Source organism: Mycobacterium sp. ACS4331, assembly GCF_001667265.1.
In the GTDB taxonomy this organism is placed as follows: Bacteria; Actinomycetota; Actinomycetes; order Mycobacteriales; family Mycobacteriaceae; genus Mycobacterium.
Genome location: NZ_LZHW01000054.1, coordinates 33526 through 60184, shown reverse-complemented (window position 1 = coordinate 60184; position 26659 = coordinate 33526). Strand labels below are relative to the sequence as shown.

At 67.2% G+C, this 26659-nt stretch carries 28 protein-coding genes; 13 read left to right on the top strand and 15 right to left on the bottom strand.

Translation table 11 applies throughout. From position 1 onward, the window contains the following. Positions 1 to 180 precede the first annotated feature (180 nt). The 6 genes from A5727_RS13200 (at position 181) to A5727_RS13175 (ending at position 8733) form a co-directional block, all read left to right on the top strand. Complete coding sequence (locus A5727_RS13200) at positions 181 to 1983, top strand: caspase family protein (RefSeq protein ID WP_068249728.1); 1803 nt, start codon at positions 181 to 183, stop codon at positions 1981 to 1983. Between the two features lie 26 nt (positions 1984 to 2009). Next, positions 2010 to 2939 (top strand): hypothetical protein, encoded by a 930-nt coding sequence (locus tag A5727_RS13195; protein WP_157521365.1) that lies wholly within the window; start codon positions 2010 to 2012, stop codon positions 2937 to 2939. A gap of 236 nt (positions 2940 to 3175) precedes the next feature. Beyond that, on the top strand, positions 3176 to 5050 hold the full coding sequence (locus A5727_RS13190) for a S41 family peptidase (protein ID WP_197507655.1): 1875 nt from the start codon (positions 3176 to 3178) through the stop codon (positions 5048 to 5050). Between the two features lie 294 nt (positions 5051 to 5344). After that, positions 5345 to 6247: an endonuclease I family protein gene (locus A5727_RS13185; protein ID WP_068249724.1), complete on the top strand. Its 903-nt coding sequence runs from the start codon at positions 5345 to 5347 to the stop codon at positions 6245 to 6247. A 57-nt stretch (positions 6248 to 6304) separates the two neighbouring features. After that, positions 6305 to 6433, top strand: a complete 129-nt coding sequence (locus A5727_RS28380) for a hypothetical protein (RefSeq protein ID WP_286150099.1) — start codon at positions 6305 to 6307, stop codon at positions 6431 to 6433. 1760 nt (positions 6434 to 8193) lie between these two features. Then, positions 8194 to 8733: a hypothetical protein gene (locus A5727_RS13175; protein WP_082949780.1), complete on the top strand. Its 540-nt coding sequence runs from the start codon at positions 8194 to 8196 to the stop codon at positions 8731 to 8733. Between the two features lie 93 nt (positions 8734 to 8826). Here A5727_RS13175 and A5727_RS13170 read toward each other — a convergent pair whose 3' ends face one another. Continuing rightward, a complete protein-coding gene (locus A5727_RS13170; RefSeq protein ID WP_082949779.1) occupies positions 8827 to 9345 on the bottom strand; it encodes an AMIN-like domain-containing (lipo)protein in 519 nt (172 codons plus the stop codon). 81 nt (positions 9346 to 9426) lie between these two features. Here A5727_RS13170 and A5727_RS13165 point away from each other — a divergent pair, with 81 nt between their 5' ends. Both A5727_RS13165 and A5727_RS13160 read left to right on the top strand, forming a co-directional pair. Next, positions 9427 to 10452 carry an NADP-dependent oxidoreductase gene (locus tag A5727_RS13165; RefSeq protein ID WP_068249720.1) on the top strand — a complete coding sequence of 342 codons (1026 nt, stop codon included), beginning with the start codon at positions 9427 to 9429 and terminating at the stop codon, positions 10450 to 10452. A 170-nt stretch (positions 10453 to 10622) separates the two neighbouring features. Then, on the top strand, positions 10623 to 11375 hold the full coding sequence (locus tag A5727_RS13160) for a hypothetical protein (RefSeq protein WP_068249718.1): 753 nt from the start codon (positions 10623 to 10625) through the stop codon (positions 11373 to 11375). A 9-nt stretch (positions 11376 to 11384) separates the two neighbouring features. On the opposite strand, the gene A5727_RS13155 is transcribed toward A5727_RS13160, so the two are convergent. Next, positions 11385 to 11756, bottom strand: a complete 372-nt coding sequence (locus A5727_RS13155; RefSeq protein ID WP_157521364.1) for a sigma factor-like helix-turn-helix DNA-binding protein — start codon at positions 11754 to 11756, stop codon at positions 11385 to 11387. A gap of 126 nt (positions 11757 to 11882) precedes the next feature. Between A5727_RS13155 and A5727_RS13150 the strand changes: the two genes are divergently transcribed. Next, positions 11883 to 12695, top strand: a complete 813-nt coding sequence (locus tag A5727_RS13150) for a GntR family transcriptional regulator (protein WP_068249714.1) — start codon at positions 11883 to 11885, stop codon at positions 12693 to 12695. 74 nt (positions 12696 to 12769) lie between these two features. Here the strand turns inward: A5727_RS13150 and A5727_RS13145 are convergent, their stop codons facing one another. After that, on the bottom strand, positions 12770 to 13558 hold the full coding sequence (locus A5727_RS13145) for a DUF427 domain-containing protein (RefSeq protein ID WP_068249712.1): 789 nt from the start codon (positions 13556 to 13558) through the stop codon (positions 12770 to 12772). Positions 13559 to 13754: 196 nt separating this feature from the next. On the opposite strand from A5727_RS13145, the gene A5727_RS13140 reads away from it, so the two are divergent. After that, positions 13755 to 14309 (top strand): hypothetical protein, encoded by a 555-nt coding sequence (locus A5727_RS13140; protein WP_068249710.1) that lies wholly within the window; start codon positions 13755 to 13757, stop codon positions 14307 to 14309. 4 nt (positions 14310 to 14313) lie between these two features. Here the strand turns inward: A5727_RS13140 and A5727_RS13135 are convergent, their stop codons facing one another. From A5727_RS13135 to A5727_RS13100, 8 genes are all read right to left on the bottom strand, one after another. Continuing rightward, positions 14314 to 14667: a VOC family protein gene (locus A5727_RS13135; protein WP_068249708.1), complete on the bottom strand. Its 354-nt coding sequence runs from the start codon at positions 14665 to 14667 to the stop codon at positions 14314 to 14316. Between the two features lie 106 nt (positions 14668 to 14773). Continuing rightward, positions 14774 to 15199, bottom strand: a complete 426-nt coding sequence (locus A5727_RS13130; RefSeq protein WP_068249706.1) for a 4Fe-4S dicluster domain-containing protein — start codon at positions 15197 to 15199, stop codon at positions 14774 to 14776. Next, the gene (locus tag A5727_RS13125) at positions 15196 to 16794 is read right to left on the bottom strand and encodes an FAD-binding protein (RefSeq protein ID WP_068249704.1); all 1599 of its coding nucleotides are present in this window, start codon (positions 16792 to 16794) and stop codon (positions 15196 to 15198) included. The genes A5727_RS13130 and A5727_RS13125 overlap by 4 nt, the downstream gene beginning before the upstream one ends. Beyond that, positions 16778 to 17515, bottom strand: a complete 738-nt coding sequence (locus tag A5727_RS13120; RefSeq protein ID WP_068249702.1) for an ABC transporter ATP-binding protein — start codon at positions 17513 to 17515, stop codon at positions 16778 to 16780. Before A5727_RS13120 ends, A5727_RS13125 begins: the two co-directional genes overlap by 17 nt. Continuing rightward, a complete protein-coding gene (locus tag A5727_RS13115) occupies positions 17512 to 18387 on the bottom strand; it encodes an ABC transporter permease (RefSeq protein WP_068249749.1) in 876 nt (291 codons plus the stop codon). Before A5727_RS13115 ends, A5727_RS13120 begins: the two co-directional genes overlap by 4 nt. Continuing rightward, a complete protein-coding gene (locus tag A5727_RS13110) occupies positions 18384 to 19355 on the bottom strand; it encodes an ABC transporter substrate-binding protein (RefSeq protein ID WP_068249751.1) in 972 nt (323 codons plus the stop codon). The genes A5727_RS13115 and A5727_RS13110 overlap by 4 nt, the downstream gene beginning before the upstream one ends. A gap of 123 nt (positions 19356 to 19478) precedes the next feature. Next, positions 19479 to 19775 carry a DUF4193 domain-containing protein gene (locus tag A5727_RS13105; protein WP_068249701.1) on the bottom strand — a complete coding sequence of 99 codons (297 nt, stop codon included), beginning with the start codon at positions 19773 to 19775 and terminating at the stop codon, positions 19479 to 19481. Positions 19776 to 19874: 99 nt separating this feature from the next. Continuing rightward, positions 19875 to 20309: an SRPBCC family protein gene (locus A5727_RS13100; RefSeq protein ID WP_068249699.1), complete on the bottom strand. Its 435-nt coding sequence runs from the start codon at positions 20307 to 20309 to the stop codon at positions 19875 to 19877. Between the two features lie 243 nt (positions 20310 to 20552). Here A5727_RS13100 and A5727_RS13095 point away from each other — a divergent pair, with 243 nt between their 5' ends. Beyond that, complete coding sequence (locus A5727_RS13095) at positions 20553 to 20771, top strand: hypothetical protein (RefSeq protein ID WP_068249697.1); 219 nt, start codon at positions 20553 to 20555, stop codon at positions 20769 to 20771. Positions 20772 to 20830: 59 nt separating this feature from the next. Here the strand turns inward: A5727_RS13095 and A5727_RS13090 are convergent, their stop codons facing one another. The 4 genes from A5727_RS13090 to A5727_RS13075 form a co-directional block, all read right to left on the bottom strand. Beyond that, complete coding sequence (locus A5727_RS13090; RefSeq protein ID WP_068249696.1) at positions 20831 to 22012, bottom strand: sensor histidine kinase; 1182 nt, start codon at positions 22010 to 22012, stop codon at positions 20831 to 20833. Further along, a complete protein-coding gene (locus tag A5727_RS13085; protein WP_068249695.1) occupies positions 22009 to 22647 on the bottom strand; it encodes a response regulator in 639 nt (212 codons plus the stop codon). Before A5727_RS13085 ends, A5727_RS13090 begins: the two co-directional genes overlap by 4 nt. Positions 22648 to 22752: 105 nt before the next feature. Then, a complete protein-coding gene (locus tag A5727_RS13080) occupies positions 22753 to 23394 on the bottom strand; it encodes a DUF3060 domain-containing protein (protein WP_082949778.1) in 642 nt (213 codons plus the stop codon). A 25-nt stretch (positions 23395 to 23419) separates the two neighbouring features. Continuing rightward, positions 23420 to 23737, bottom strand: a complete 318-nt coding sequence (locus A5727_RS13075) for a hypothetical protein (RefSeq protein WP_068249694.1) — start codon at positions 23735 to 23737, stop codon at positions 23420 to 23422. Between the two features lie 159 nt (positions 23738 to 23896). Between A5727_RS13075 and A5727_RS13070 the strand changes: the two genes are divergently transcribed. Then, positions 23897 to 25372, top strand: a complete 1476-nt coding sequence (locus tag A5727_RS13070; protein ID WP_082949777.1) for an amino acid ABC transporter substrate-binding protein/permease — start codon at positions 23897 to 23899, stop codon at positions 25370 to 25372. Continuing rightward, positions 25369 to 26142 (top strand): amino acid ABC transporter ATP-binding protein, encoded by a 774-nt coding sequence (locus A5727_RS13065; RefSeq protein WP_068249692.1) that lies wholly within the window; start codon positions 25369 to 25371, stop codon positions 26140 to 26142. Before A5727_RS13070 ends, A5727_RS13065 begins: the two co-directional genes overlap by 4 nt. Positions 26143 to 26659: the final 517 nt, after the last annotated feature.

Genomic DNA, 26659 nt, shown 5'->3' with positions numbered 1-26659 from the left:
TCGGGGCGACGATCTCGTCGTCGCCGCCAGGCACCGTCATGGCCCTGCGGTCCCAGCGCCGTGTATGCGTAGTCGGCTACTCGAACCCGCCGTGGCGGTGGCGCAACCCTGGCCCGATGCCGCAGGGGCGGGCAACAATGACGGGCACGTGTGGTCGGGGGAGAAGGAAACGGAGCCGCAATGGTGCGCGGGGGGATCTTCGTCGGGGTGGACAGGACCACCGGTGGCGGTTTGCCGACGCTGAACGCCGCCGCGGCCGGCGCGAAGCAGATGCATGAGTGGGCGACAGCACCGGATCAGGGCGCGATCGCACCCGAGCTCGCGCATCTGATCACCGACGCCGACGGCGCGGTCGTCACGGCTGACAGCATCATCGACGCCGTCCGCGCGGTGATCGATCAGGGTGTCGAGCAGTTGATCCTGTACTTCTCCGGCCACGGGATGATCGTCGACCACTCCGAGACGTGGCTGCTGTCCCGGGCGCCACAACAGGGCAGCGCGGCGATCAGCGTCTTCATGTCCACCCTGGACGCGCGCAGCGGCAGGACGCCGCACGTCGTCATCATCTCCGATGCGTGCCGCACCCCGGCCCGTGATCTGCAGGGGCAGCGGCTCACCGGGGTTTCGGCCTTCCCCAACGACCCGCTGCCGGTTCCCAACCGCCGAGTCGACGTCTTCTACGCGTGCACCACAGGACAGGCCGCCCTCGAGGTGAACACCGTGGCCGCCCAGGGCATCTACACCGAAGTGCTGCACGATGCCCTGCAGGGCAAGGTCGTCTCGATCCTGACCGCCGCCCAGGCGGCGGGGGACTCCGCGCGGTACCTGTACTCCGGTGAGCTTGGGGTCTACCTTGAACAGGCCGTCGCCGACCGGCTCATCGACCTGAACATCAGCCAGGACCAGACCCCGGCGTTCGAGGTGCAGTTCGGAACGGCGAATCTGCACTGGCTCGCCAGGTTCCAGGGACAACCCCCTATGGCGCCACCGGGACTGGATTTCGACGTCGCGGGAATCGGACCGGCATTGGGTGGTGCGATCCTGAGCCCGCCGCACGGACTGCCCGACATGGGCGGTGTGTTCTTCCCCGATGCGCGGATCCCCGCGGCCGAGGCCCGAACCGTCACGCAGATCGCGGATGCCCTGCTGCGCAGCGTCGCGGATGACGCCCAGGCGTTCGAGGAGGAGGTCGCCCGCGCCGCCGAGGCACCTGCCCCGGGTGCCAGGGACTTCGCCACGCATGTCGCGCAGATCGCGGAACCGTTCGCCCGCGCACGCGATCCCCGGACGACGGTCGTCAGGATCCGGGGGGCGACGCCGACGAATGTGCACTGCCGCGATGCATCGGTCGCCGTCGCGCGCCGCAATCGGATCATCCGGTCCCAACCGGGCGACGAGAAGCTCAGCGTCGTCGTCGAATTCGACAACGACACCGTGGCCGCGCTGCCCATCGTGCCCGGATTCATCACCGACGTGCTGATCCGCGACCGGGAGATCCTTTCGCTGGCTCTCGAACCCCGCGCGGGCGGCGCCGACACCCCGGTGCGGCAGGTGCGTGCCGTCGTGGCGGCGGGTGCGCGGCACGGGAGACCGGGTGTGGCCACCGATGGCCTGCAGGTGGCCACGGCGCTGGCCGGTGCTGCGCCAACGGATCCGGTGATCGCGGTCTACGCGGCCTATGCCGCTCAGGCGCTCGGCAGCAAGCCCTCGGCCGCCGAACTCGCCGAGGATCTCGACGCAGCCGCGGCCTCGCTGTTCGACGTGGAACTGCTGGCCGGCCGGCTCCGCGACGGGGGAGCCCGGCGTTCGGTCGCGCCGTTACTTCCGCTGCTCAGTCAGGGATGGCCCCTGCTCCCGACACTGGGCCCGGGGGAGGACACGACGCTGGGAGAGTTACGAGAACTGCTGCTGCCGTCGCTGTGGACCGTGTTCGACGCCGGGGCGACCGACCTGCTTGTGGCCGCCGAGGTGGCCGACCAGTAGACCATCAGCCACTCGAAAGGGAAAACATGTCAAGAGAACTCGTGTTCATCCACGGACGGGCACAGCAGGGCAGGGATCCGGCGAAGCTCAAGCAGGAGTGGGTCGACGATCTGGCGAAGGGCCTGGCGCAGAACGGCTTGCCGCCGATCGACGCCGACCGAGTGCGTTTCCCGTTCTACGGCGACGCACTGGACCAGATGGCGCACGGCAAGTCTCCGGACGAGGTCGCGGAGGTGATCCTCAAGGGCGACGGACCTGACGACGACGCCGCCAAGAGGTTCCTGCTGTCGGTGTTCGACCAGGTCCGGGCCAAATACCAGATCAGCGACGACGAGGTCGAGGAGGCCGCGGACGCACACTTCACCGAGAAGGGGCCGCTGAACTGGCCGTGGGTGCGGGCGGTCCTGCAGAAGCTCGACACCCGGCCTGAGTTGAGCGCGGCCACGATCGCGCTCGCCACGTTCGACGTCTTCGAGTACCTGACCAAGGACCCCATCCGGCGCAAGATCGATGACGGCGTGAAGAAGGCGATGACCGACGGTGCCGAGAGCGTCGTCGTGGGCCATTCGCTGGGCAGCGTGGTGGCCTACACGGTGTTGCGGCGATTCGGCGGCCCGCAGTTCGAGGGCGGACCCGCAAAGTGGAAGGTGCCGCTGTTCGTCACCGTCGGGTCACCGCTGGCGGTCAACGCGATCCAGAAGTTGGCTCCGGCGGTGATCGGGGCGGGCGCCAACCGCACGCCCGAGTGTGCGTCGGCGTGGTTCAACGCGATGGATCCCCGTGACGTGGTGTCGCTGTTTCCGTTGGATGCCGAGCATTTCCGGATCAACCCCGAGAATCCCGCCATCGAGAACAAGACCGACGTCGACAATCCCACGCAGAACCGGCATGGCATCAGCGGCTACCTCGGTGATCCTGTGGTGGCCAAAAGGATTCACGAGGCTATGCAGGGCTGAGAAGAGGTAGTCGACTACGCACGCCAACACAGCCGTCGAGGTCGAATGTGGATCCTGACCGGTCGCGGGGGTGACGGTACAGAACAGACGCAGCGCAGGCTGGGGGGCCTGCCCGAATGTTGGGGGAGATCATGGCAACAACGGCGGCAACGCGGCGGACCAGAAGGGTCTCCGTCACGTCCCGGACGAGAAAGGCGGCCACCAGGGCGGCGGTACAGACCCTGCAGAATTCAGAGATGCCGCTGTCGACCTTCCTGGAGGGGGCGGGCGGGCTCACCCTGGGGCAGCGCAAAACACTCGTCGAGCAGGCGCTGGTGCTGCTCGAACAGAACTACGTCCACCTGCCGTTGAAGATCGCGATGCACGCGGTCAACCCGTTGCAGCGGTTGCGGCTCATGCGAAGCCGAATGGATCGCCAGACCACTGCCACGATGTCGAAGGAGTGGATCTTCCACAAGGAGATGTCCAGCATCTTCCATTCGATGCGGGATCTGCACACCAACTATCTGCTGCCCGCGCCGTTCGCCGGCCGGATCGCGTTCCTGCCGTTCAGTATTGAGAAGTACTTCGACGGTGACGACGAGCATTACGTCGTGACCCGGGTCCGGAACGGTTTCAGTGCTCCGCAGTTCGGGCCAGGGGCCGAGGTGACGCACTGGAACGGCACACCCATCAAGCGTGCGGTCGCGCTCAATGGCGCGCGGTTCGCCGGTAGCAACGACGCGGCAAACCTGGCGCGCGGCCTCGATTCACTCACCCTGCGACCGTTGGTCATTCAGCTTCCTCCCGACGAGGAGTGGGTCACGGTGACCTACAAGGGGCTGGACGGTTCCACACAGGAGCTTCGCGAACAGTGGAGGGTCATCGAGAACCAGCCCATGGCCGACGATCTCAACGCCGTCAGCAGCAACGCCCTGTCGATGGGACTCGATCTGGATTCCGATGAGAAGACCCGGGCGAACAAGCTTCTCTACGTCCCCGAGGTGATCCAACTCGAGGGCGGCATGACGTCTGCTGTGCTCGACGAACCGGCAGCCGTCGCAGGGGCGGACCTGCCCACGTCCATGCCGGGGGTGTTCCGTGCCAGGACGGTCGACACGGCGCACGGGACCTTCGGGCATCTGCGGATCTTCACGTTCGCCGTCCCCGATCCGGTGGCATTCCGAGATGAGTTCGTCCGGCTCGCAGCGGAACTGCCACAGAACGGGCTGATCGTCGACGTCCGCGACAACGGCGGCGGCAGCATCCTGGCCAGCGAGTTCACCCTGCAGACCATGACGCCGAGGAGGATCTCGCCCGAACCGGTGCAGTTCATCAGCACGCCGCTGAACCTGCGGATCTGCGCGCGCCACAAGGACGATCCCCGGATCGGGCTGCGTCCCTGGGTGGAGTCGCTGGACATGGCCACCGAGACGGGTGCCACGTTCTCGGCGGCTCGGCCCATCACACCCGAGGACGGCGCGAATGCCATCGGTCAGACGTACTGCGGCCCAGTGGTGCTGATCACCGATGCCCGCTGCTACTCGGCCACCGACATCTTCGCGGCCGGTTTCGCCGATCACGCGGTGGGCAGGATCCTCGGAGTCGACGAGAACACCGGTGCAGGCGGTGCCAACGTCTGGACGCACGCGCTGCTGACTCAGCTGCTGCAGGAGCCCACGCCGGCGGACAGTTCGTCGCCATACCGGCCGCTGCCCAACGGCGCCAATATGCGGGTGTCGATCCGGAGAACGCTGCGGGTCGGCGAACTGTCCGGGACCCCGGTCGAGGATCTGGGCGTGCGTCCCGACGTCGTCCACAGACTGACCCGTGACGACCTGTTGGCGAACAACGTCGATCTGCTGAATGCGGCCGGGGAGCTGCTGGCCTCGATGCCGGTGCGGCGATTGGCGATTGCCACCTCGATCGCCGGGGGCACGCTGACGGTGACGGTCGATGCCGAGGGCGCCGATCGGGTCGACCTCACACTGGATGACCGTCCGCTGACCTCGGAGGATGTCGGCGCAGATCAGATCAGCATCGAGGTCGAAGGCGCGACGGCCGGACAGGTCCTGCGGGTCGACGGGTACGCCGAAGGGGGACTGGTCGCGTCCCGTCGCGTGACCGTCTGACTGAGGGCCGGGCTGGTGCGTGTGGCCCGCGGGGGTGAGTCAATGTCGCTTCACTCCCGCGGGCCGCATCTCTGTCCGACACGTGTCGGGGCGCTGGCTCTCCGCCTTTGGAAGGCCTGTCCGGCACGCGATTACGCAACGCAGGCGGCGGAATGCACTCCGGGACCGGCGGTCTGGAGTCCTCCGGCCGCCGAACCCCCACCCTCATGGTCGGGTACCGCACTACGCGATGCCCCAGCGCCGGCCGAACCTAGGCTCAGATTGACCGCGGACCGATCACGGGGAGGAACGGCGATGGTCACTTTCATCGACGCGCAGCAACCGGAACTGGATCAGGCGATCCTCGATGAGGGAATCGCCAGCCTTCAGGCCAACGAGGCCCGAACGTACTACGACGCCGCCGCCGACGCGGAACAGGCGCAGCGTTACTACAGCGACATCGACCCGGATCGTTCCGGCGCCGCGCTTCTCGACGCCCTGCACGCACTGGTGCTTCGGACGCACACGAACCGGCCGCGTTACGCGCCGGCGCGAATGGTCTATCCGTGGGTGGATCTTCATCCCGACCGCAGGCTTCGGTCGGTGTACTCCGGCAAGGCCTTTGACCCCGAGGACTTCATCCGCGCAGACGCCCAGATCGCGGCGGCCCGAACCGCTGCACTTCAGCAGCTGCGCATTCAGGATGGTGACATCGACGCGCAGGATGCGGCGGCTCAGGTGGCGGATGCACTGCCGTTCAACTGCGAGCATGTGGTGCCGCAGTCGTCGTTCGCCAAGGCGGAACCCATGCGGGGCGACCTGCACCACCTGTTCGCCTGTGAAGTGCGCTGCAACAGCTTTCGGGGGAATACGCCCTATTTCGACTTCCCGGAAGCCGACCGGGCTCACATGCTGGACTGTGGCAGATCGGAACCGGGCCGGTTCGAGCCCAGCGCGGGCAAGGGTGCGGTCGCGCGGGCCACCCTGTACTTCCTGGTGCGCTACCCCGGCGTGATCGGTGATCAGGCCCGCGAACTGCAGCCCGATCGGCTGCCCCTCCTGCTGGACTGGCACGAGGCCGAGCCCGCGGGTGAGTGGGAGCTTCACCGCAACGCGGCCGTGGCAGAGATCCAGGGCAACCGCAACCCGCTGATCGACCACCCGGAGTGGGCGCGAAGGATCCCGTTCGTGGCCGCCTTCGGCGCCGGCGGCGGATGACTTGGGAGCTGAAACGGCAGTGTCGACCACTGGCGAGGGGCACATGACACGGTCGACGTGCTGGTGCTCGGGGCGCACACGCTGGCGATGACGTGGGCGGCGGCGTGGAAGACGTGCGGTGGCGCCTCAGCCCTGCTGCAGGAGGTGCCGGACCGCGCCGACGTCGAGGACCGGATTCTGACCTGATCCTGAACGCACAGGGCGGGCCCGGGAGAACGTTGAGCGCGTCTCATTATCTCCAACGCGGCCGGCTTTCATCTCTTCGCCGACTCTTCGGATCAGTCACTCCCGAACCCGTCGTGAAATCGATGCTACGCCTGCATCGCGGCCCACACCAGAAGTTTCTTCTGACTCCAGAAGCCTTGTCCCGCAGCACTGATGGCAGTTTCTGTCGTCACCGGCGCGAGGCACTGCTCTGGGCGTTTCGCCGTCGTGGCCGGCAGTGTCGGGGGCCATTCTGCAGGGTTTCTCGGCGGCCGGTGCGGGTGAAATGCAGGTGATCCGATCAAGGCGGAAAGTGCGGATGTGGACGCCGCAACGAACAGATGGGAAGTCTGACGGGACGAGCATGACGAGCGCATCCGAGGGATGCGGCGCGAACTGGCCGAGGGCACGGCGGCGACGACGGACACCCCGGCTCAGTTGCGTGGCGTCACACTGCACATCTCACCGTGCGTGACGCTCACATCTCACCGACCTGGCGCGAGATCTGAGGCTTAACCAAGTGGCCCTGCGTGCCGTAATCAGGGCATTGCTGAGAATCCGATGGCAAGCAGTATTTGCGTAGGTAACTAATCTCCGTGAATGCGACAAAAATGCGGTACGCACTGTACAGACGGTGGGAGGATCGTTCTGTCTCGGACATGAGGCGTCGCAGAGGGGGAGTGACGCCCCAGCCAGGCAACCAGTGAAGTGATAGCTGCCATCGGGGGGTGTCGGCTATGCGTACACGGTCGTGTTCGCTGGGGATGGCGGGGGGGAGCGGTCGCCGCCCTGCTCGTCGGATGGGCGGCGCCGCTGCCGTCCCTGATCGAACTTCTGGCCACCAACGCGCTCATCATGGGTGGGTCCGAGCATCCGCTTGTCTGCGGCGGTCATCGAGCCCGACGGCAACCGCCCGGTCCCCGATGGCCTGCAGTGGATGCCATCGAGGACATCACCGAAACTCGTCCGTTCTGGCACCGCGCCGCCCGGGATCGGCGATCCCGCAGTCGGCCAGGCCGACGGCGCACTGCCTGCCCCGTCCCTCGATGTCGCTGAGATCGAGCCTGGCCCAATCGATCCCGTGGTTCCGAAACCTGCGAGGGAGGATCCCGGGCTCGCCTGGAAGGACTGGCGGTCGGGCCGACGCGGATACCAGGCCTGAGGCGAAGCGGAAATCACGGCGGCGTCCAGGACCGCTGCCGGTGACGTGCGGGATGCACCCGGTGCGCGTGCGAAGGCGGTCGTCAAGCGGATCGTCGATCGGTTGACGGCCAGTCCGGCAGGCCGACCAGGCGGGCCGATCCGTCGGATGCGCGGGACTGAAGCGATTGGTGCAGTCTGCCCGGCGCCCACCGCCGGGCGGACTCCCCGCAACGCTTCAACCGTGAGCCGCCGATCCTCCACTGCATGGCCTGCCTGACGCCAGCCTCTTCACGGGTCCAGTAACCGTGGGGATGCGACGAGCGATATATAAGCAGATCGCCAATCAGCGGCTTCCCGCAAATAATTTACGCATCAGCTAATTAGAACTACCAAGTAGTTTATGACCAAATCGTAATTTCAGCAAATTTCTGTTTGATCGCGCGCGGAACTGAGAAGCCTGATCACGGGGAGCAGGTGTGCCAGTCACACAGGGCGGACCGATTCCGCCGCCGGTGCGACGTATGGGGGGTCGGGGTAACCGGATCGCTGCTTTCCCAGCATGAAGGGAATGGCTGATGTTGAGAACAAGAAGTTCAAGCGTGGCCCGGCTGTTGACGATGTGCGTGAGTGTCATCGTCAGCCTCGCCGCGGCTGTACTGGTGTCGGGAGTGGGCACGGCCTCGGGTGCACCACCTGATGTGCAGGGCAACAAGACGACGACCACGGTCCATGGAAAGGCCGACAACGGCGCCGTTTTCAACGGCAAGTTCACGGTCAACAGCTTCGAGCAGCGTGGCGAGCAGCTCGTGGCGGTCGGTGATCTGACCGGCAAGCTGTCCAACACCGGGCAGGGAGCCGCTCAGGATGTGTCCCAGTCGGGCGTGGCGCTTCCGGTGAATCTGGCGCAGACCACGGCGAGCTGCCAGATCCTGGATCTGGTCCTGGGTCCGCTTGACCTGGACCTGCTGGGGTTGGTTGTCCATCTCGACACCGTGCACTTGAACATCACCGCGCAGTCGGGCCCCGGCAATCTGCTGGGGAATCTCTTGTGCGGTCTGACGGGTCTGTTGGACGACACGCCGCTGGACCTCGGAGCGATCCTGGCGATCCTGCAGCAGATCCTCGGGGCACTCGGGTAACCCCCTGATGCACACTCACCGCCTGCATCGCAACGGTGCAGGCGGTGGGTGGCGTTCGGGGCAGGTCGTGGCCACCCGATCGGGCAGGGTCGTTCACGCGAGGTGCTGCACGTCGACGACCAGACGCGGCGGTCCGCCGAGCACGTCGACCCGGAACGGGACCTGCGCACGCATGCCGACCACCCAGGTCAGCACGGCCTCGAAGTCGCCCGCGGACTTGGCCGCGGTGACCACCGTGGTGTCGGCCGTGACGGTGGGCGGCCCGGAATAGGTGACGGGACCGTCGGTCCAGCCGGCCGCGGTCGCCGGGGTGAGCGTCACCTGCAGCTGTGCGTTGGCCCCGGGCAGCGGAATCTCCTCACCCGAGGCGTCGGCGTAGGCGGGCAGCGGCCGGTAACCGACCGTGTAACCCGGCACTCGGTCGGTGAACTCCAGCACCAACCGGTCATACCCGTCGTGGCGGGCCAGGCGCACCGCCGCCAGGTGCGCCGAATCGCCGGGCCGATCCTGGTGCACCTCGGTGGTCGCGGCATCGGGCAGCGCCGAGTCGCCGCCGCAGCCGCTCACCAACGCCAGTGCGGCCAGGTATGCGGCGAGGTGGATGCGGGACACCGCCCCAGCGTAATTCCGGTGTCGCCGGCAATCTCCTCCATTCGCCGCGAAAGGCGCAGAGCCTTGGGTAGTTTCGAGGCCGTGTCGGAGTTGAAGAACCGCCAGGTCAGGCTGTGTCGGCGCCCCAGCGGACTCGTGCGGCCCGAGGACACCGAACTCGTCACCACCGCCGCGCCGGAACCCGCGCAGGGGGAGGCCCTGGTCCGCACCACCTACGTGGGCATCGACGCGGCGGCGCGCACCTGGCTCAACGACCAGCCGGGCTACCTGCCGCCGGTGCAGTTGGGTGAGGTGATCCGCGCGGCCGGCATCGGCGAGGTCGTCGCCTCGAACTGCCCGGCGTACGCCGTCGGCGATGTGGTCACGACGTTGACGGGGTTCCAGGAGTACGTGATCGTCCGCGACGACGTGTTCTGCACCCCGGTGACGGGGATGGACGACGTGGACCAGACGGCCGTGATGGCCATCTACGGTCCCACCGGTGCGACCGCCTACTTCGGCATGGCCGACATCGGCCGACCGCAGCCCGGCGACACGGTCGTGGTGTCAGCCGCCGCCGGCGCCACAGGTTCGGTCGCCGGTCAGATCGCCAAGATCGCGGGCGCGCGGGTGATCGGGATCGCCGGTGGCGCCCAGAAGTGCCGCGCGGTGGTCGACGACTTCGGCTTCGACGCCTGCATCGACTACCGAACCGAGGATGTGCCCGCGGCGCTCAAGCAGCACTGCCCGCGCGGGGTGAACGTGTACTTCGACAACGTCGGTGGCCCGATCCTGAACGCGGTGCTGGGGCGGTTGGCGCCCAAGGCGCGAGTCGTGCTGTGCGGTGTGATCTCCAGCTACCTGACGGGTGAGCATCCCGGCCCGGAGAACTACGTCAACCTGCTCGCCAAGACCGCCACCATGCAGGGATTCAACGCGCTCGACGAGTGGGGCCGTTTCGACGAGGCGTTCGCCGCGCTGCGCGGGTGGGAGGCGCAGGATCTGCTCCGCCACCGCGTCACGGTGTACGACGGCATCGAATCGTGCGTCGACGCCTTGAACGGTCTGTTCAACGGCGCCAACATCGGCAAGATGCTCGTCAAGATCGCCGAACCCACGCCGCGCTGAGCCACCGGCGCTGCCGAGGTGAACCCGCGGCCGCGGACCGACGGCCAAGGTCACCGCCGTCACCGCGGTGGCCATATCGGCGGGCTCCAAGCAGCCCGAGATCCCCGCTGAGGTGCACACCACAGCGTGCCGATGTTTGCTCAGCGTCTGGATGTGGACATTATAGGTGGGTGAATCTCCTGCCCACTCCCGAGGTGACGATCAGCGACGCCGACGTCGAGGACGCCCTGCGCCGTGCCGTCCGGATCATCAATCCACTGCTCGACGCGCTGGGTTCAGACCCGCTGCGGGTGAAGCGCCGGACCCCAGATTTCGACGACGGACCGCTGGACAGGGTGGCTGATGGGCTGGCGTGGGCGCTGAACGCGGCTGATGTCCCAGGCACCTCGGCGTGGGACCGCCTCGACGTCGATGACCGCATCCGGTGGTGGGTGCGCCGGGTCGGAGCATTGAGCACGGTCGCGGTGGCCTTTCCCGGCGTCCTCGGCGCGGTGGGCCGGACACTGCCGATCCAGGACCTTCTGGGATTTGCCAGTCAGGCCATCGTGTTGTGTGCGGTGGCCCGCGAACTCGGTGTGACCGACCCGGCCTGCCAGGCCCGACTGCTGGCGGAGGTGCTCTGCGATCGTGACCTCAGTGGCGTCGGCACGGGCACCGATGATCCAGCCGCCGAACCGGCGGAACCGGTCTCGCGTACCCCTGTCGGCATCGCCAAGGCGTTGTGGCGGCTTGTCGGTCTCTTCGATGCGATCGGCGATGAGGTCGCCAAACGACCCCAGCCGCAGGGGCCGGCCCGCCTTCTCGGGGTGCTGCCCGGGTTCGGCGCGTTCGTCTCCTACATCGGAGAGGGTTGCGCGCTGTCGCGTGCGGCCAAGGATGCTCGGAGTTGGGTGAACCGACACTCCGCGAAGGCCACGGCGTAACTGCGGCGGTCAGGCGGGGCGGGGGCCGCCGGTCAGGTTGGCCACCCAACGCCGCGGACAGACTGTGCGCAACATCGAGGACGGCTGTACCTGGGGTGCGGGCGGCGTCGCCTCGGTCACCATCTCCTGCACGATCGCCCGAAGTTCCCGCAGCGCGAAGTGGAGGCGGGCTCGCACCGCCTCCTCGGCGATGCGGCACTCCGTGGCGATCTGCTCCGTCGTCGAGTGTTCATAGAACGACCGGCGCAGCAGGGCGCGATGCTCAGGGGAGAGGTGTTCCACGGCGGCGGCCATCAGGGTCTGGTCCGGGGCGCGCTGACCTGCGGGAATCTCGTGCCGACCGTTCGGATCGGCCGCTCCGTGGTGCTCTGAAAGGCTCAAGACACGCCCCCTCGATCAGTCCCCAACTGGACGTTCTGTTGTTATATTAATAGGACAACTCGCGATTTGGGAAGGCTCAATCACAAGGGGCGGCGCAGTGATCACTCTCGAACGGGCGGCGCACCGATGATCCGCCGGGGCCGTCCCGCCGTCCCCGAGACGGTGACCACCGCGGCGGGGGTGCCGCTGCACCGGCAGCTGTTCCTCGTCCTGCACGACGAGATCGAGCGCGGTGCGCTGACGGCGGGCGACCCGCTGCCGACTGAGCAGGAGTTGTGTGAACAGTTCGGCGTCTCCCGCATCACCGTCCGGCGGGCGCTGTCTGACCTGGCCGACCAGGGTTACATCACCCGCAGGCAGGGCGTCGGGTCGTTCGTGCGCGAGTTCGGCCCGCGCGCCGGTCAGGCGTCCACCCGGTCCTACATGGATGAGCTGCGCCAGGTGCACTTCGAAACCGATGCTGAGGTCATCGACTGCTCCCTGAGCGACGTCCCGCACATCGTCGCCGGCAGGCTGGGGGTCACCGGGCGGATGCTGCACACGCTGCGGGTGCGACGGGAACGCCGAACGGGGGAGGCGTTGATCGTCACCGAGGCCTGGCTGCCGGCCGAGCTCGCCGAGACGATCACCGCCGACAGGCTGGCCCACACGGCGATGTATGAACTGCTGGCCGAGGTGGGACTCGTGGTGCAGCGGGTGCAGCACGAGATCACCGCCGAGATCGCCGGACCTCGCAACGCCCGGCTGTTGGACCTGGCCATCGGCGCACCCGTCCTACGGGTCAATCGGCTCGCCTTCACCGGAGACCAACAGCCCCATCACTATCTGTCAATCCTGCTGTCGCCGAGCAGGAGTCGCATCGTGCTCAACCACACCGCCGAAGAGCTGCTGCGTGCCGACACCATGGCGATGCTGCACGACGTTCGTCCAGAGGACTGACCTCGCAATCCGACCGGGCAGCGCCCAGGTTCGGCGGGAGTCCGCCGTCATCTGCTTCAGCGCTGGGTGCGGGCTCAATCCCCGGAACCGGTGGGCGGACTGAACTGGGTCCGCGGCCGGTCCAAGGCCACCCCGTCCACGGTGATGTCCACCTTCTCGTTGTAGAACGCGATCAGGTTGGCGATCGGTGCGACGGCAGGCAGGGGCGTGTTGTACGTCCAGGCGATGTCCTCGTGCAGTGTGTCCGCCACGCGCGCGGACCAGTATCCGGACGTGACGCCCTTGTACGGGCACAGTGACTGGGTGTTCGAGGGCTCCAGATGAGAGAACCTCACATCGGTGCGATCGATGTAATACCTTGTGGGCAGGCCGGTTTCGAACAGAAGGACCGGAGCGTGGGTGTCGGCCAGTGGCACGCCGCCGAGTGTGACCGTGATGTGGCGATGAGAGCGCAGCGCGTCGATCCGGGCGTAGGGATTGCGGGGGTGGCCATAGATCGGCTCATCCTCCTCGAACCAGGTCAGCACGTCCCACTCGAAGCGCACCAGTTCGGAGAACGGTCCCTCGCCGGCGTCGAACACCCGTGCCGCGGCCTCGGCCGTCCCGGCCGCGCCGACCACCGAGAACAGCCGGGACGGACCGAACTGCACCCGCTGCGGGTGGTCGTCGTCGCGCAGGGCACCGGTTCTGACATCGGCCAGCGGGATGTAGTACTGCGGGTAGTACGGCACCTCCCAGACGTAGCGAGCCGCGACGGTGTCGAACACCAGGTCGGAACCGTAGTAGCCGCGGACCCGTCGCGGCGACGGTTCGATCCGTCCGCGGGCCGCCGGGGCCGCAGGATAGTCGGGCGAAGTGCTCATCTGCGGTCTCCCTGGCTCGGAGTGCGGGATGAATCGACGATCCCACTGTTCAAGCCTCGCCGCGATGGCAATCGCTTCACATGATGCCGACAGGGGAGCACCGACGGCGCGCCCGAGGACGGTGACTTGCTGTTCCCGGTCGTCGACCAGTGAGAATTCACCCGCGCGGGAGGCCCGTGGGCGGGATAATCACCGGGTGGTCAGCCTGCCGGCCGCGGTGTGGCGAGGGGGGACCGTCAGCCGAGGGGTGATGGTCGGTGTCAGCGCGGGCCTGTTCTTCGGGTTTCTGGCGTGGCTGGACTCCGGCATGCTGTGGGCTGCCGTGATCGTCGTCGTCGTTCTCGGCGTGGGCGCGGGCATCTGGATGCCGCGACGGATGGCGCGGTACTGGCCAGGGTCCCTGCAACTGAGCGGGACTCAGCGTGTCGAGGTGGTCCAGGCCGCCCGCCGCGGCACCGCGGTGAGCGCGGCCGCGCTGGCCCCCGCGGTCGGCGATTACGCCCGTGGGATGCACGCGGCCGCCGAGCGGGGCATTCGGTGGCGCTGGCTGATCGCGCTGCTGCTGCTGGTGGCCGTCGGCACGGCGCTGTGGGACGCGGTCAACGGATCGCTCGGCAACACCGTCGCCTCGGTGATCTACCTGGTGCTTCTGATTCTCGAAGTGTTCTGGTGGCCCACGCGGCAGGCACGCCTGCTGGCCAACGCCGACCGGGCCGCGGCGCTCGCGGCCCAGGTCGACGTCGACGACTGACGAATCAGCGGGCCAGCGGCTTGTAGAAGACCAGGCCGTTGCCCTTGTTGTCATAGACCACCGCGCGGCGTTCGTGCGCGTCGTCGTACGGGCCCTTGACGATTCCGCCACCGCTGGCCTCGATGGCCTTCGCGGCGGCGTCGACGTCATCGGTCTTGATCCCGACGACGACCTGGCCCGGGATCGGGTGGTCCACCGCAGTCGCGAGCGCGAGCGTCACCGAACCGGCGTCCAGTGCCGCGAAGTGGGCGCCGTCCCGGAACTTCAGCTTCATCCCCAGCGTCTCGCTGTAGAACCGAATCGACTCATCCAGGTCATCGGTGGACAGGATGATCATCCGAACGTCCATGTCACTCATGGGTCCTCCTGTGGGCGAACAGCTTTCATGCAGGTGTTGGACTCTACTCCCACGCCTGCGGAGTCCAGGTGTGTGGTGCAGGCTCTGCCGGTCACCCGGCGTGGGGTCACAGGGATGCCGGTGGCGTAGTCGGACTGTGATTCCACGGCGAGTCCACCACCTGGGCGGGAACGGGCAGCCGTGACTGCGGCAGCGGCGGAACCGCTTTCAGAAGTGGGTTGCGATCCAGCAGTGAACCGAGGGTTCGGCCGCGACCCCAGCCGACCATTTCGCGGTATCCGCCCAGCAGGCCGGCGCGCGCCACGGTGTCCTCGTCGGCGTGCGGGCTGTCCGCCCCCACCGGGGCCGAGACCGGCGAGACGTACAGCGCGTCGACGGGACAGTACGCCTCACACATGAAGCAGGTCTGACAGTCCGACTGACGGGCGATCACCGGGATGCCGTCCGCGCCGCGGTCGAAGACATCGGTGGGACACACCTTGACGCAGACGTCGCAGGCGATGCAGGCCGTGGCACTGACGATCTCGATCATGCGACCGCCTCCGACGACAGGGCCTGCGGTGCAACGGGATCGGCCCGCGACCAGACCTCGTCGAGCCCGCCGACCAGTATTCGGTGGTCGAATCGGCGATCCGTGTCGGGGTGATCCTCACGGCGGTGCAGGCCCCGGCTCTCCGGGCGTGCCAATGACGCCGCGGTGATCCACCGGGCCGTCGCGACCATCGCGGTGGCCTGCCTCGACTTGTAGGACTCGCGCGGCGGCAGGGGGGCCAGCCCGTCCGCGATGTCGCGCCACAACCGCTCGAGCGCATCCGCGGACTCGGTCAGCCTGTCCTGGGACTTGGTGTGGCTGCGGAACGGCGGCAGCACGTGGGCCTGGGCGGCGGCGGCCACCTCGTCGACGGTGGGCGCGTCGTGCCGCCCGGGGCGCAGCCCCACCCGGTCGACCTCGACGGCCACACCGGCGGTGCGTCTCCGACTGAACTCGGACGCACCGCGGCCCGCGAAGGTGCCCGACGCGATGGCCCACGAACCGTTGTGGCTGCCCCCGCCGCTGATGGAACCCGTGATCAGTTCCCGGGTCGCGGCGTCACCCGCCGCGAACAGGCCGGGAACCGTTGTCGCACAGTCCGGCCCGCGCAGGCGAAGACCGCCCGTCCCGCGGACCGACCCCTCATAGACCATGCGAACCGGGTAGGCCGTCACGAACGGGTCGATGCCGGCCTTGTCCAAGGGCAGGAAGTAGTTCGGCTGGGCCTCCCGCATCGTCTGGCGAATGTGTTCGGGGGCGCGGTCCAGCCTGGCGAACACGCGTTGCCCGCGCATGAGCGCCCGCTGCGCATCCCCGCGTCCCCCCAGGCCGAGCTCGGTGGGAAGCGGACGGGCCTGCTCGTCGTAGAAACTGGCCCACTGCAGCATGCGTCCCTTGGTGTGGACACCCCATTCCGGTGCCAGTGCGTAGGCGGTGCAGAACTCCATGCCGGACAGGTCGGCGCCCAGCTCTGCTGCCATCAACAGGCCGTCACCGGTGTTCACATTCGTGCCGAAGCTCCCCGACAGGAACGCGGCGCCGCCGCTGGCCAGGACCACCGCCCCCGCGGTGATCCGCCATGGCCGCCCGCCGTCCTGCCTGGCGACGCCGGTGGCGCCGTTGACCACGCCGTCCTCGTCGGAGGTGAGCGCGAGTGCCGGGTGGTGGTCGAGGATCCGGACCCCGCTTCGGTGGGCCCTGCGCCGCATCCGGCGCATGTACTCCGGACCCTGCAGACTGCTGCGAAGCTGATTGCCGTCGTCCCCGACCGGGAACGGGAAACCCCACTGCGCCAGACGTTCGATGCCCTCCCACGACGAGGACAGCACCCGCAGCATCCACTCGGCGTCGGTGAGACCGCCCGCGGCCGCCTCACGTTCCCGGATGGACTCCTCCCGCCTCGGGCCGGGCGGGATCAGCCACAGGTTGTTGCCGCCGGCGGCAGTGGCGCCACTGGTGCCGCAGTAACCCTTGTCCACCAGGGTGACGCGGCTGCCGCTCTCGGTGGCGGCGATCGCCGCCCAGGTGGCTGCCGGGCCACCGCCGATCACCAGGACGTCTGTGCTGTGTACGTCGAGGTCACCGGCTGAGGTCATGCCCGACCTCCTCCTTGACGCCCAGTTCGGCCAGCAGCACCCGGCGCAGCTCGCCGAAGCCCTCGTCACCGCGGGTCCGCGGGAACGGCAGGTCCACCCGACGATCCAGGGACACCCGACCCCCGGAGAGCACCACGACACGGTCCGCCAGCAGGATCGCCTCGTCGACGTCGTGGGTGACGTGCAGCACCGCCATGTGCCTGCGGGCCCACAGGTCGTGCAGAAGCCGGTACATCTTGAGCCTGGTCAGCGCGTCCAGGGCGCCGAACGGTTCGTCGAGCAGCAGCAGGTCGGGTTCGCGCACCAGTGCGCGGGCCAACGAAACCCGCTGCGCCTCACCACCGGACAGTGACAGGGGCCAGGCTCGGGCCTTGTCGGCCAGGCCGACCTCGTCGAGTGCGGCCTGCCCGCGCGCGGTGCGAGTGGGCGAATCCGGGCCGCCGCCGGGCAGCGCGAAGGTGACGTTGGCCAGCGCGCGCCGCCACGGCAGCAGTCGTGGGCTCTGGAACACCACGGCCCGCGACCGCGGCACCACCACCGATCCCTCGGCCTGATCGTCGAGGCCGGCCAGAATCCGCAGCAGCGTGCTCTTGCCCGATCCGGAGCGGCCCAGCATCGCGACGAACTCGCCGTCGGCGATGTCGAGCTCCACGCCGTCGAGCACCTGCTGGGCACCGAACGCGCGCCGAAGCCCTCGGACGTTGACGACCGGCGCGCTCACGCCCGGCCCTCAAACCCGTCGAAGCCGTTGCGCCACGACAACAGCAGCCGCTCCAGAACCAGCACCAGCGCGTACGACAGCAGACCGGCGACCGCGTAGATCACGATCACCAGCAGCGACACGTCGAACTGCAGGTTGGTCTGGGCGCGTGACATCAGGTAGCCGATGCCCTCGGTGGTGTTGATCATCTCCGCGAAGATCAGGCTCAACCACGCGCTGGACAGGCCCAGCCGAAGTCCGATCAGGAAGTTCGGCATCGCGCCGGGCAGGATCACCTGGGTGATCAGGGTCGAACGGCGAGCCTGAACTGTCTGCGCCATCTCGACGAGCTGCTGGTCCACGCCGCGGATGCCCGAGTAGGTGTTGATGTAGATCGCGATCGCGACTCCGGTCGTGATGAGCACGATCTTGGGGCCCTCACCGATGCCCATCCAGATGATCAGCAGCGGCGTGAGCGCGAAATTCGGTACGGCCTTGAGGATCTGCATGGTCCAGTCGAGCAGGTCCTCGCCGGTGCGAGTCAGGCCCGCGAGCACAGCGAGCAGGACACCGATCAGAATGCCGAGCACCGAACCGGTGATGACCCGGGTTGCCGACGCCCCGACGTGGACGGCGAGTTGGCCGTCGTTCAGCAGGCGCCACGCGGTGCCCGCGACGTGCGCGGGGGAGGGGAACAGATCGGGGTTGAGCAGTCCGCTGCCCGAACCGATGGCCCACACCGCCAGGATCAGCACGGGGCTGACCATCCGGCGCACGGGGCGCGGAATTCGCGCCCACAGGCTCCGCCGGCGGCGATGCCCCGCGACGACGTCGATCAGTTCGGGTGCCGGAACCGGCGGGTGGAGACGGACCGCAGCGTCGACGGCGGTCATGACTGCGCTCCCGCCCACTCCTGTACCGAGTACTCGTTCTCCAGCGATCCGTCGGCATTGAGGAAGTTGTAGGCGGCCTCAAGCTGCTCGACGCCCTGCTTGGGGAACGGTTCGGTGTTGAACTCGTCGATGCTGGTCGACTTCTTCACACTCTCGAGGCTGGTGTCGTCGGTCTTGGCGATCCAGGCCGCGTAGTCGTCGAAGTTCTCGATGATGTCGCGGTTGACGGCGGAGATGGCCTTCTGCCACGCCTCCTTGAAGCCGGGGTGCTGGTCGGTGAACGACGTCAGCGCGATGTTGGTGCCGGTGCTGCCGAAGCCGTGCTTGGACAGGCTGTCGATGATCGGGAAGCCCTTGTCCTGCAGTTCGATCGCGCTGGCGCCGGTCACCACGGTGGCGTCGATCTGCCCGGAGCTGAGTCCGGCGATGGACTCCGGGGTCGGCACGTCGCGCACCTGGATCTTGTCGGACAGGCCGGCCGCCTCGATCAGCTGCTTGGCGGCCCGGTCCCGGATGGTGCCCTGCGGGGCCGTCACGTTCTTGCCCACCAGGCCGGCGATGTCGGTCGGGCCACCCTTGGCGCCCACCAGCCAGGCATCGCCGTTGATCGAATCCAGGGCCAGCAGGACGACCTTCGGGTCACGGCTGCGCGCCCGCAGGGCGGGGTTGTCGCCGATGGCGGCGACGTCGACCGCGCCGGCGATCAGCGCCGAGGCGACATCACTGCCGGACTGGAAGAACGAGTACTCGATCTTGTCGACTCCGGCGGACTTGAGCTCCTCGGTGAGGATGCCCTCCTTGTCGCCCCAGCCGAGCGAGCCCGCGGGCGTTCCGGTCGGGGAGGTCGCACCGATCCGCAGCGTGTAACCCTGTCCACCGTTGTCGCCGGATTCTCCGTCGGTGCTGCAGGCGACGGCTGAAGCGAGGACGGCAAGCGTCAGTGCGGTGCGCACAACGGGACGAAACATGGATGGGGCCTCCGGGGTCATCTGCGGGAAAGCACGAATTGCTTCCAGTAGATGACGAATCCGCAGGCCCCGGCGACCGTTTGGATCAGGGTGACCAGAACGCCGATCGGTCAGACGACTCCGTCAGACGCAGTCGATGCAGATCTGCTCGGTGCCCTTCTGCAGTGCGATCCGGTTGCGGTGCTGAACCAGGAAGCAGCTTGAGCAGGTGAACTCGTCGGCCTGTTTCGGGACCACCCGGACCGTCAGCTCCTCGCCGGTGAGGTCTGCGTCGGGCAGGTCGAAGGAGTCGACCACTTCGTCCTCGTCGATCACCGCGGTGTCGACCGCGGTGCGGCGCTGAGCGGTCAGCGCCTCCAATGACTCGTCGTTCGACTCGTCGGTCTCCTTGACGCGGGGGGCGTCGTAATCAGTGGCCATCGTGATCCTCCCTGCCAATCCCAACGTCTCCCCAACGTCACGGGAACGAAGGTTGTTCCCGGTCCTGGCGGCGGTCAAACGTCGAACTTCGGACAGGCCTCAGTTGAGTCTGTTCAGCACCGTCGTGATCTGCTTCTCGGTGTCGTTGGCCAGCTTCTCGAACGCGATGCGCATGACCGGATTGAGCAGCTTGGCCCACCCCTTCATCTGCACATCGGACTGATAGGCGAGCTTGGAGCCGGCGCCGTCGGGGGCGACCGTGATGGTGTCTGTCGAGGTCGAGGACTTGTTGGTGCCCACGAACGCCAGCGTGTCCGGGGTGAGCTTGTGCAGCACATACGTCAGCTCGGCCCGCACACCGAAGATGTTGGACACGTTGTGCCAGGTGGCGCCGCGGGTGATCGGGCCGTCGTCGGACCTCGTGCAGGTCACGGTGCCGGGATCCCACTCCTCAGCGTGCGAGAAGTCCTTGAGGTAGTCGATGACGGCTGACGGCGGGGGGGTCACCGAGAAGGTGCGCGAAACGGTGGGCATGTGGCCCGGATACCCAACTTCGGCGCTGAAACCGCACTCAGGGCCCGAAAGCGCGGGTGGAAGGCCGCCGTGAGTGTGGTGATCCCATGGTGCGGGAGTCCACCGATCGGGGGACAACCGATTCATCCGGTCGATCAACCGGCCGCCTGACAGACGTCGCCATCAGCGCAGGGCATTCTTATCCCATCGCCGGAACACACCGGCCGCAGAATTGAAAAGCCAAGCCACACAGGAGAACTCATCGTGAACGTCATCACCCGTCGAATCGCCGCCTCCGCCGCGCTGCTGGCCGCCCCGGCCCTGATCGCGCTCGGAGCCGCGTCCAGCGCCAACGCCGAGACCTGGGACAACAACCCGGCGATCACCTCGCCGGATCATCGCGGGCCGAACTTCAACAGCCCGTCCACGCGGGCCACACCCTGGCAGCCGATCTACGGCCGCGGGTTCATCTTCGTCGGCTGACCCGCGACCCACTGCCGCGCCATGAGCTGATCACCGCTCATGGCGCGGCCTCGTCGGTGTCAGCCCGCCGCCGGGGCGACCAGCCGGGCCCGGGTGCCGTGGCCCCGTGACGAGATGATGTCGAACGTTCCGCCCATCGCCTCGACCCGTGCCTTCAGCGATGCCAGACCGATGTGTCCATCGGCGATGCGGGTGTCGAGAGTGTTGGGGTCGAATCCCGCACCGTCGTCGGTCACGATCAACTCGATGTCCTCGTCGCGGAGCTTGAGCGTGACGCAGACGCTGGACGCGCGGGCATGTTTGGACACGTTGCCCAGCAGTTCGCGGGCCGCGCGGTACAGCAGGTCCTGGACCGGTGGTTTGCCGACGTCGTCGAGTTCGGCCTCCACCGTGAACGAGGCGCGGTCCCGGTACTGGCGCAGCAGCTCGGCCAGGGCCGGTGTCAGCCCGAGTTCGGACAGCACCGCGGGGTGCAGCGTCCGCAGGGTGGACCGCAGCTGGGTCGCCGTGCCCGTCAGGGTGTCGCGGATGGCGGTCACCGCGGGATCATCGACGCGTTCGGAGAGTTCGTCGAGCGCCATCCGGGCGGCCAGCAGTTCCTGCAGGGGGCCGTCATGCAGGGTCTCGGCGAGCTCACGGCTGTTGCGCTCGTCGGCCCGCAGCGATTCCGACACCAGCTGGCGCTGTGCCTTCAGAAGCCCGCGGACCCGGTCATCGCGCCGCGCTATCACCAGGCTCAGGCCCGTGGTCGCAAGCGCGAACCACATCAGGAACGCGAAGTGCATGTAGACGATGTTCGGCAGCCCGACCGTGTCATCGCGTTTGGAGTAGACGATCCACACGCCGAGATAGGCGAAGGCCGTGACCGCACCCAACAGTGCGGTCAACCACGGGCGGTCCTGGAACGCCACCGAGATGGGCAGCACGAAGAACACCGGAAGAAGCCAGGCGGTCGCGCCGCCCGAGGTCAGGCAGACCGCCACCACGGCGAGCACGTCGACCAGCGTGGTCACCCAGCCGGCCCAGCTGGGCGTCGGTCCACGGAAGACGACCGCGAGCCAGATCAGCGCTGCGACAAGGTAACTGATGATCGCTGTGTTGTAGACCTCGGGCAGCCAATGCGCGACGTCACCGACGTCGACGATGAAGACGATGAGCCCGATCAGCGGCAGGCGCAGCAGAGCCGCCACCCGCACCGGCTCCGCCGTCACATAATCGAGAAGGTTGCCGCGCGTGCTCATTCCAGCAGCCTGCGCCGCATCGCCTCGGCCACAGCGGCCGCGCGATCACCGACACCGAGCTTCTCGTACAACCGCTGGACATGTGTCTTGACCGTCGACGGCGCCAGGAACAGTTCGGAGGCGATCACGGGAATGCTCTTACCCCCGGCGATCAGATCAAGCACCTCCCGCTCGCGCGGGCTCAGCGCGGGTCCGGAAGGTTCGGCGCGCCGCCGGATCTCACCCGCCAGGCCCGCGGCCAGACCCGGGGAGAGCACGTCGCGGCCACGCGCACAGTTGAGCACCGCCGAGATGATCTCGGCCCTCGTCGACTCCTTCGGAAGGAACCCCGCCGCGCCCTCCTGGATCGCGTGGTAGACGATCGCGGAGTCGTCGTGCGCCGAAACCAGCAGGACGCGGGTCGGCAGTTCGTCGCGCACGACAGCGGCCGCGACCTGCGCACCGTCCAGGCCGGGCATGCGGTAATCGAGCAGCGCCACGGCGGGTCGATGTTCCTTGATGGCGGCCAGCGCCGAGGTGCCGTCGTCGGCCTCGGCCACCACGTCGATCTCACCGCTGGACACCAACGCACGCACCACTCCGTCGCGGAACAGCGGATGGTCGTCCCCGACGACGACACGCACCTTGTCAACCACGGAGTAACTGTCCCACAGGGATCGGATGCTGTGGGGCCGAAGCTCCGACGCCGAGCGTCCCGGGTGAGGCCGAATTCCGGCCCGATCCAGTGCAAGTGCGCACGTTCAGCCCTGCCCGACGACGTTGTCGAAACCAGACTGCTCGATCTCCGGTGCGCCGGAACGGAAAGTGATCCTGTTCTTGAGTCCGGAGACGCCGATCCGGTCCACGGAGTCGACGACGATCACGTTCTCCACACCGGAGACCGTCAGCGCGGCGCAGTGCCCGGTGATGGTCACGGTGTTGTTGACGCCGCTGACGCTGACGGTGTTGTCGTTGCAGGCCAACGTCTTGTGGCCGTCGACGCCGGCGACCGTCACCACGCCGCCGGGCGGCAGTGTCTCAACGACCACCGGTGCATCCGGCGCTCCCGTGGGCACCGGGGGCACGGTCGGCCGGCGCGCGGTGGGACTCGGAAACCCGCCGCCGCCACCGGAGAACGTCGGCCGGCCCGAGGTGGTGTTCTCCGCGGCACCGCTGGACAGCACGTAGACGACCGCGCCCGCGGCGATTCCGGCCGTGAGAACGGCGGCGACGATGCCGAACACCTTGAGTCCGCTGCGCCCCGGGTTCGGCGGTGGGGGAAAGCTGTCGTAAGACCACGGTTGCGTGGGTGGTGGGCCGCCAACCCCGAGTTCAGTCGCGGTGTCGGCGAACGGGCGCTCCAAGTCCCGGATCCGGGCCTCCGGGTCGTCCTGCGGCGTCACCCGCAGATCGTCGCATATCCAGGGCTTATCCGGTGCAGTCAAGCGAAACCACGACAGAACGGCGCACGATCACCGGAACGAACACGTTCATGCCGTTGTGGATGTCGTCGTCGTCGATGTCCACGAACTGCTGCTGTGATCCGGTGTTGCGCACATTGGTGACGACGCAGTCCGCCAGAGGCGCGCTGCCGATGCGGTCGACGCTGACGTTGAAACCCTCGGCCTCGAGTTGCCCGATCACCACCGCGGCCGAATCATCGGCAGCGCTCACCCCCGCGGGCAGGAGAAGCATGCCCGCCGATGCGGCCGCCGCCGCAACGGAAACTGTCAACGCGGTGTACATGGCGGTCCCTTCTGCGCTCGGGTCAGCCGTGCCGGCCCTGCAGATGACACGAGCTGCGGGCCCACGCAGTTCGACCGATTGTCGGTGCGACCGGAAATCCGGCGCGATGCAGGCCGTCCCGCTAGCGTGAGGAATCCCAGCAACCTCGGGAGGTTCAGGATGCGAGTCGGTTCCAGACCCTGCGGCAACACCAGGTCCAGGCGATTACGGTTCCGGCATCTCGCCGGCCTTCTCGCGGTTCTGCTGGTCGGCGGCATCGGTGCCGGGGCGTGGGCACCCGCCGCGGGCGCCGCGGGCGAGACCTATGTGATCGCCACCGACACGACGTTCGCACCGTTCGAGTTCCAGGACGCGCAGGGCAACTTCGTCGGCATCGACATGGATCTGATCCGTGAGATCGCCAAGGACCAGGACTTCGTCGTCGACATCAAACCGCTGGGCTTCGACGCCGCACTGCAGGCCGTGCAGGCCGATCAGGCCGACGGGGTCATCGCCGGCATGTCGATCACCGACGCCCGGAAGAAGGTCTTCGACTTCTCCGATCCCTACTTCGAGTCGGGCGTGCAGATGGCGGTCCTCGCCGACGACGACGAGATCAAGTCGTACGCCGATCTCAAGGGGAAGAGGGTCGCGGTCAAGAACGGCACCGAGGGTGCGGAGTTCGCCGAATCCATCAGGGAGAAGTACGGGTTCGAGGTGGTGTCGTTCGCGGACTCGGCCTCGATGTTCGAGGAGGTCAAGACCGGCAACTCGGTGGCGATCTTCGAGGACTACCCAGTGCTGAACTACGGCATCCAGCAGGGCAACGGATTCAAGACCGTCACGCCGAAGGAGAAGGGGTCCAGCTACGGGTTCGCGGTCAACAGGGGTCAGAACGCCGAACTGCTGTCGAAGTTCAACACCGGTCTGAAGAACCTCAAGGAGTCCGGTCGCTACGACGAGATCCTGGAAACGTATCTGGGGGAGGGCGCTTCCGACGCCGACAACTCGTTCATCGGTCTGCTCAAGAGCACCTTCCCGGTGCTGATGGCGGGTCTGAAGATGACGATCATCCTCACCGTCGTGTCGATCGCGATCGCGCTGGTGCTCGGAATCATCTTCGGGTTGTTCCGGGTGTCACGCTCGATCTGGCTGCGTGCCATCGGCACCACCTACGTCGACATCTTCCGTGGCACACCGCTTCTGGTGCAGGCGTTCTTCATCTACTTCGGCATCCCGTCGGCGCTCGGGTTCCAGATGACGGCACTGACGGCGGGCATCATCACGCTGTCGCTCAACGCCGGTGCTTACATGACCGAGATCGTGCGTGGCGGGATCCAGTCGGTCGACAAGGGGCAGATGGAGGCCGCGCGCAGCCTGGGCATCGGCTATCTGCCGACGATGCGCAGAGTGATTCTGCCGCAGGCGGTTCGGACGATGATTCCGTCGTATGTCAACCAGTTCGTGATCACGCTCAAGGACACGTCGATCCTGTCGGTGATCGGCATCGCCGAGCTGACCCAGACGGGGCGGCTGATCATCGCCCGCAACTACCAGTCGTTCACCATGTGGCTGATCATCGGCATCATCTACTTCATCGTCATCATGGCGTTGACCAAACTCTCGGACCGACTCGAGAAGAGGCTCGTGAAATGAACCAGTTGGTACCCGAAGAGGCGGTGGCCGAACCCGAGGGCGCGGTGAAGATCCGAATCGAGGGGCTCAAGAAGTCCTTCGGTGATCTCGTGGTTCTCGACGGCATCGACACGACGATCAGCCAGGGGGAGGTGGTCTGTGTCATCGGCCCGTCGGGGTCGGGCAAGTCGACCTTCCTGCGGTGTCTCAACAAGCTCGAGGACATCACCGCCGGCAAGGTCACCGTGGACGGGTTCGACCTCACCGACAAGAAGGTCGACCTCGACAAGGTGCGTCAGCACATCGGCATGGTGTTCCAGCACTTCAACCTGTTCCCGCATATGACGGTGATCGACAATGTCACGCTGGCGCCGTTGTTGACCAAGAAGATGGACAAGGCCGCCGCACGCAGGCGTGCGATGGACCTGCTGGGTCAGGTGGGGCTGGCGGAGAAGGCGGATGTGCGGCCCGCGACGCTGTCGGGCGGGCAGAAGCAGCGGGTGGCGATCGCCAGGGCGCTGGCGATGAACCCGTCGATCATGTTGTTCGACGAGGCCACCAGCGCACTCGATCCCGAGATGGTCGGCGATGTGCTGGAGGTGCTGCGCGCGTTGGCCGCCGAGGGCATGACCATGGTCGTGGTGACCCATGAGATGGGGTTCGCGCGTGAGGTGGCCTCGCGGGTGATCTTCATGGCCGACGGCAACATCGTCGAGGACGCACCGCCCGCGGAGTTGTTCGACAACCCGAAGCACCCACGGCTTCAGGAGTTCCTGTCGAAGGTGCTCTGAGCCGCGTGAGCGGCAGCAGGGGCACCCCCCGACCGGCGTGACCGACTCGCACCGGGGCAGCGACACGCGCCAGACCGCATTGCCACCTGCGTGGCGCTGCTCACTACAGCGAACCCCCCGAGAACATCACTGCGGTTATGTCCGCCCGCGCGTCGCCGGGGCTGTCGGCGACGGCCGCGGAATCCTCATCCGCGGCGGCCGAGAGCCGAACACGCCTTCAAAGCGGCTGTGATTTAGCCCTCATTTGATGCCGTTTGCGGTAAGAAATACTTATTAAGAAACCTCGAAGAATTTGATCAAGCCAATTAGCTGGTCGTGGCATCGCTGCAGCACTCTGCGGTTTCGCTGGATTGCCGTCAGCAAACAACACGATTTGGTAACGGCGAGTCCTGTGTAATGCCTTAGACATTTCCGTGTCACGGGTCGCAGGCGCTGCGATGAATGGATTTCGTGTCTGTACCGGTGACTACACTCGATCAGGATCGGCGCCGAGCATGGCGCTCGAATACGCGGCCGG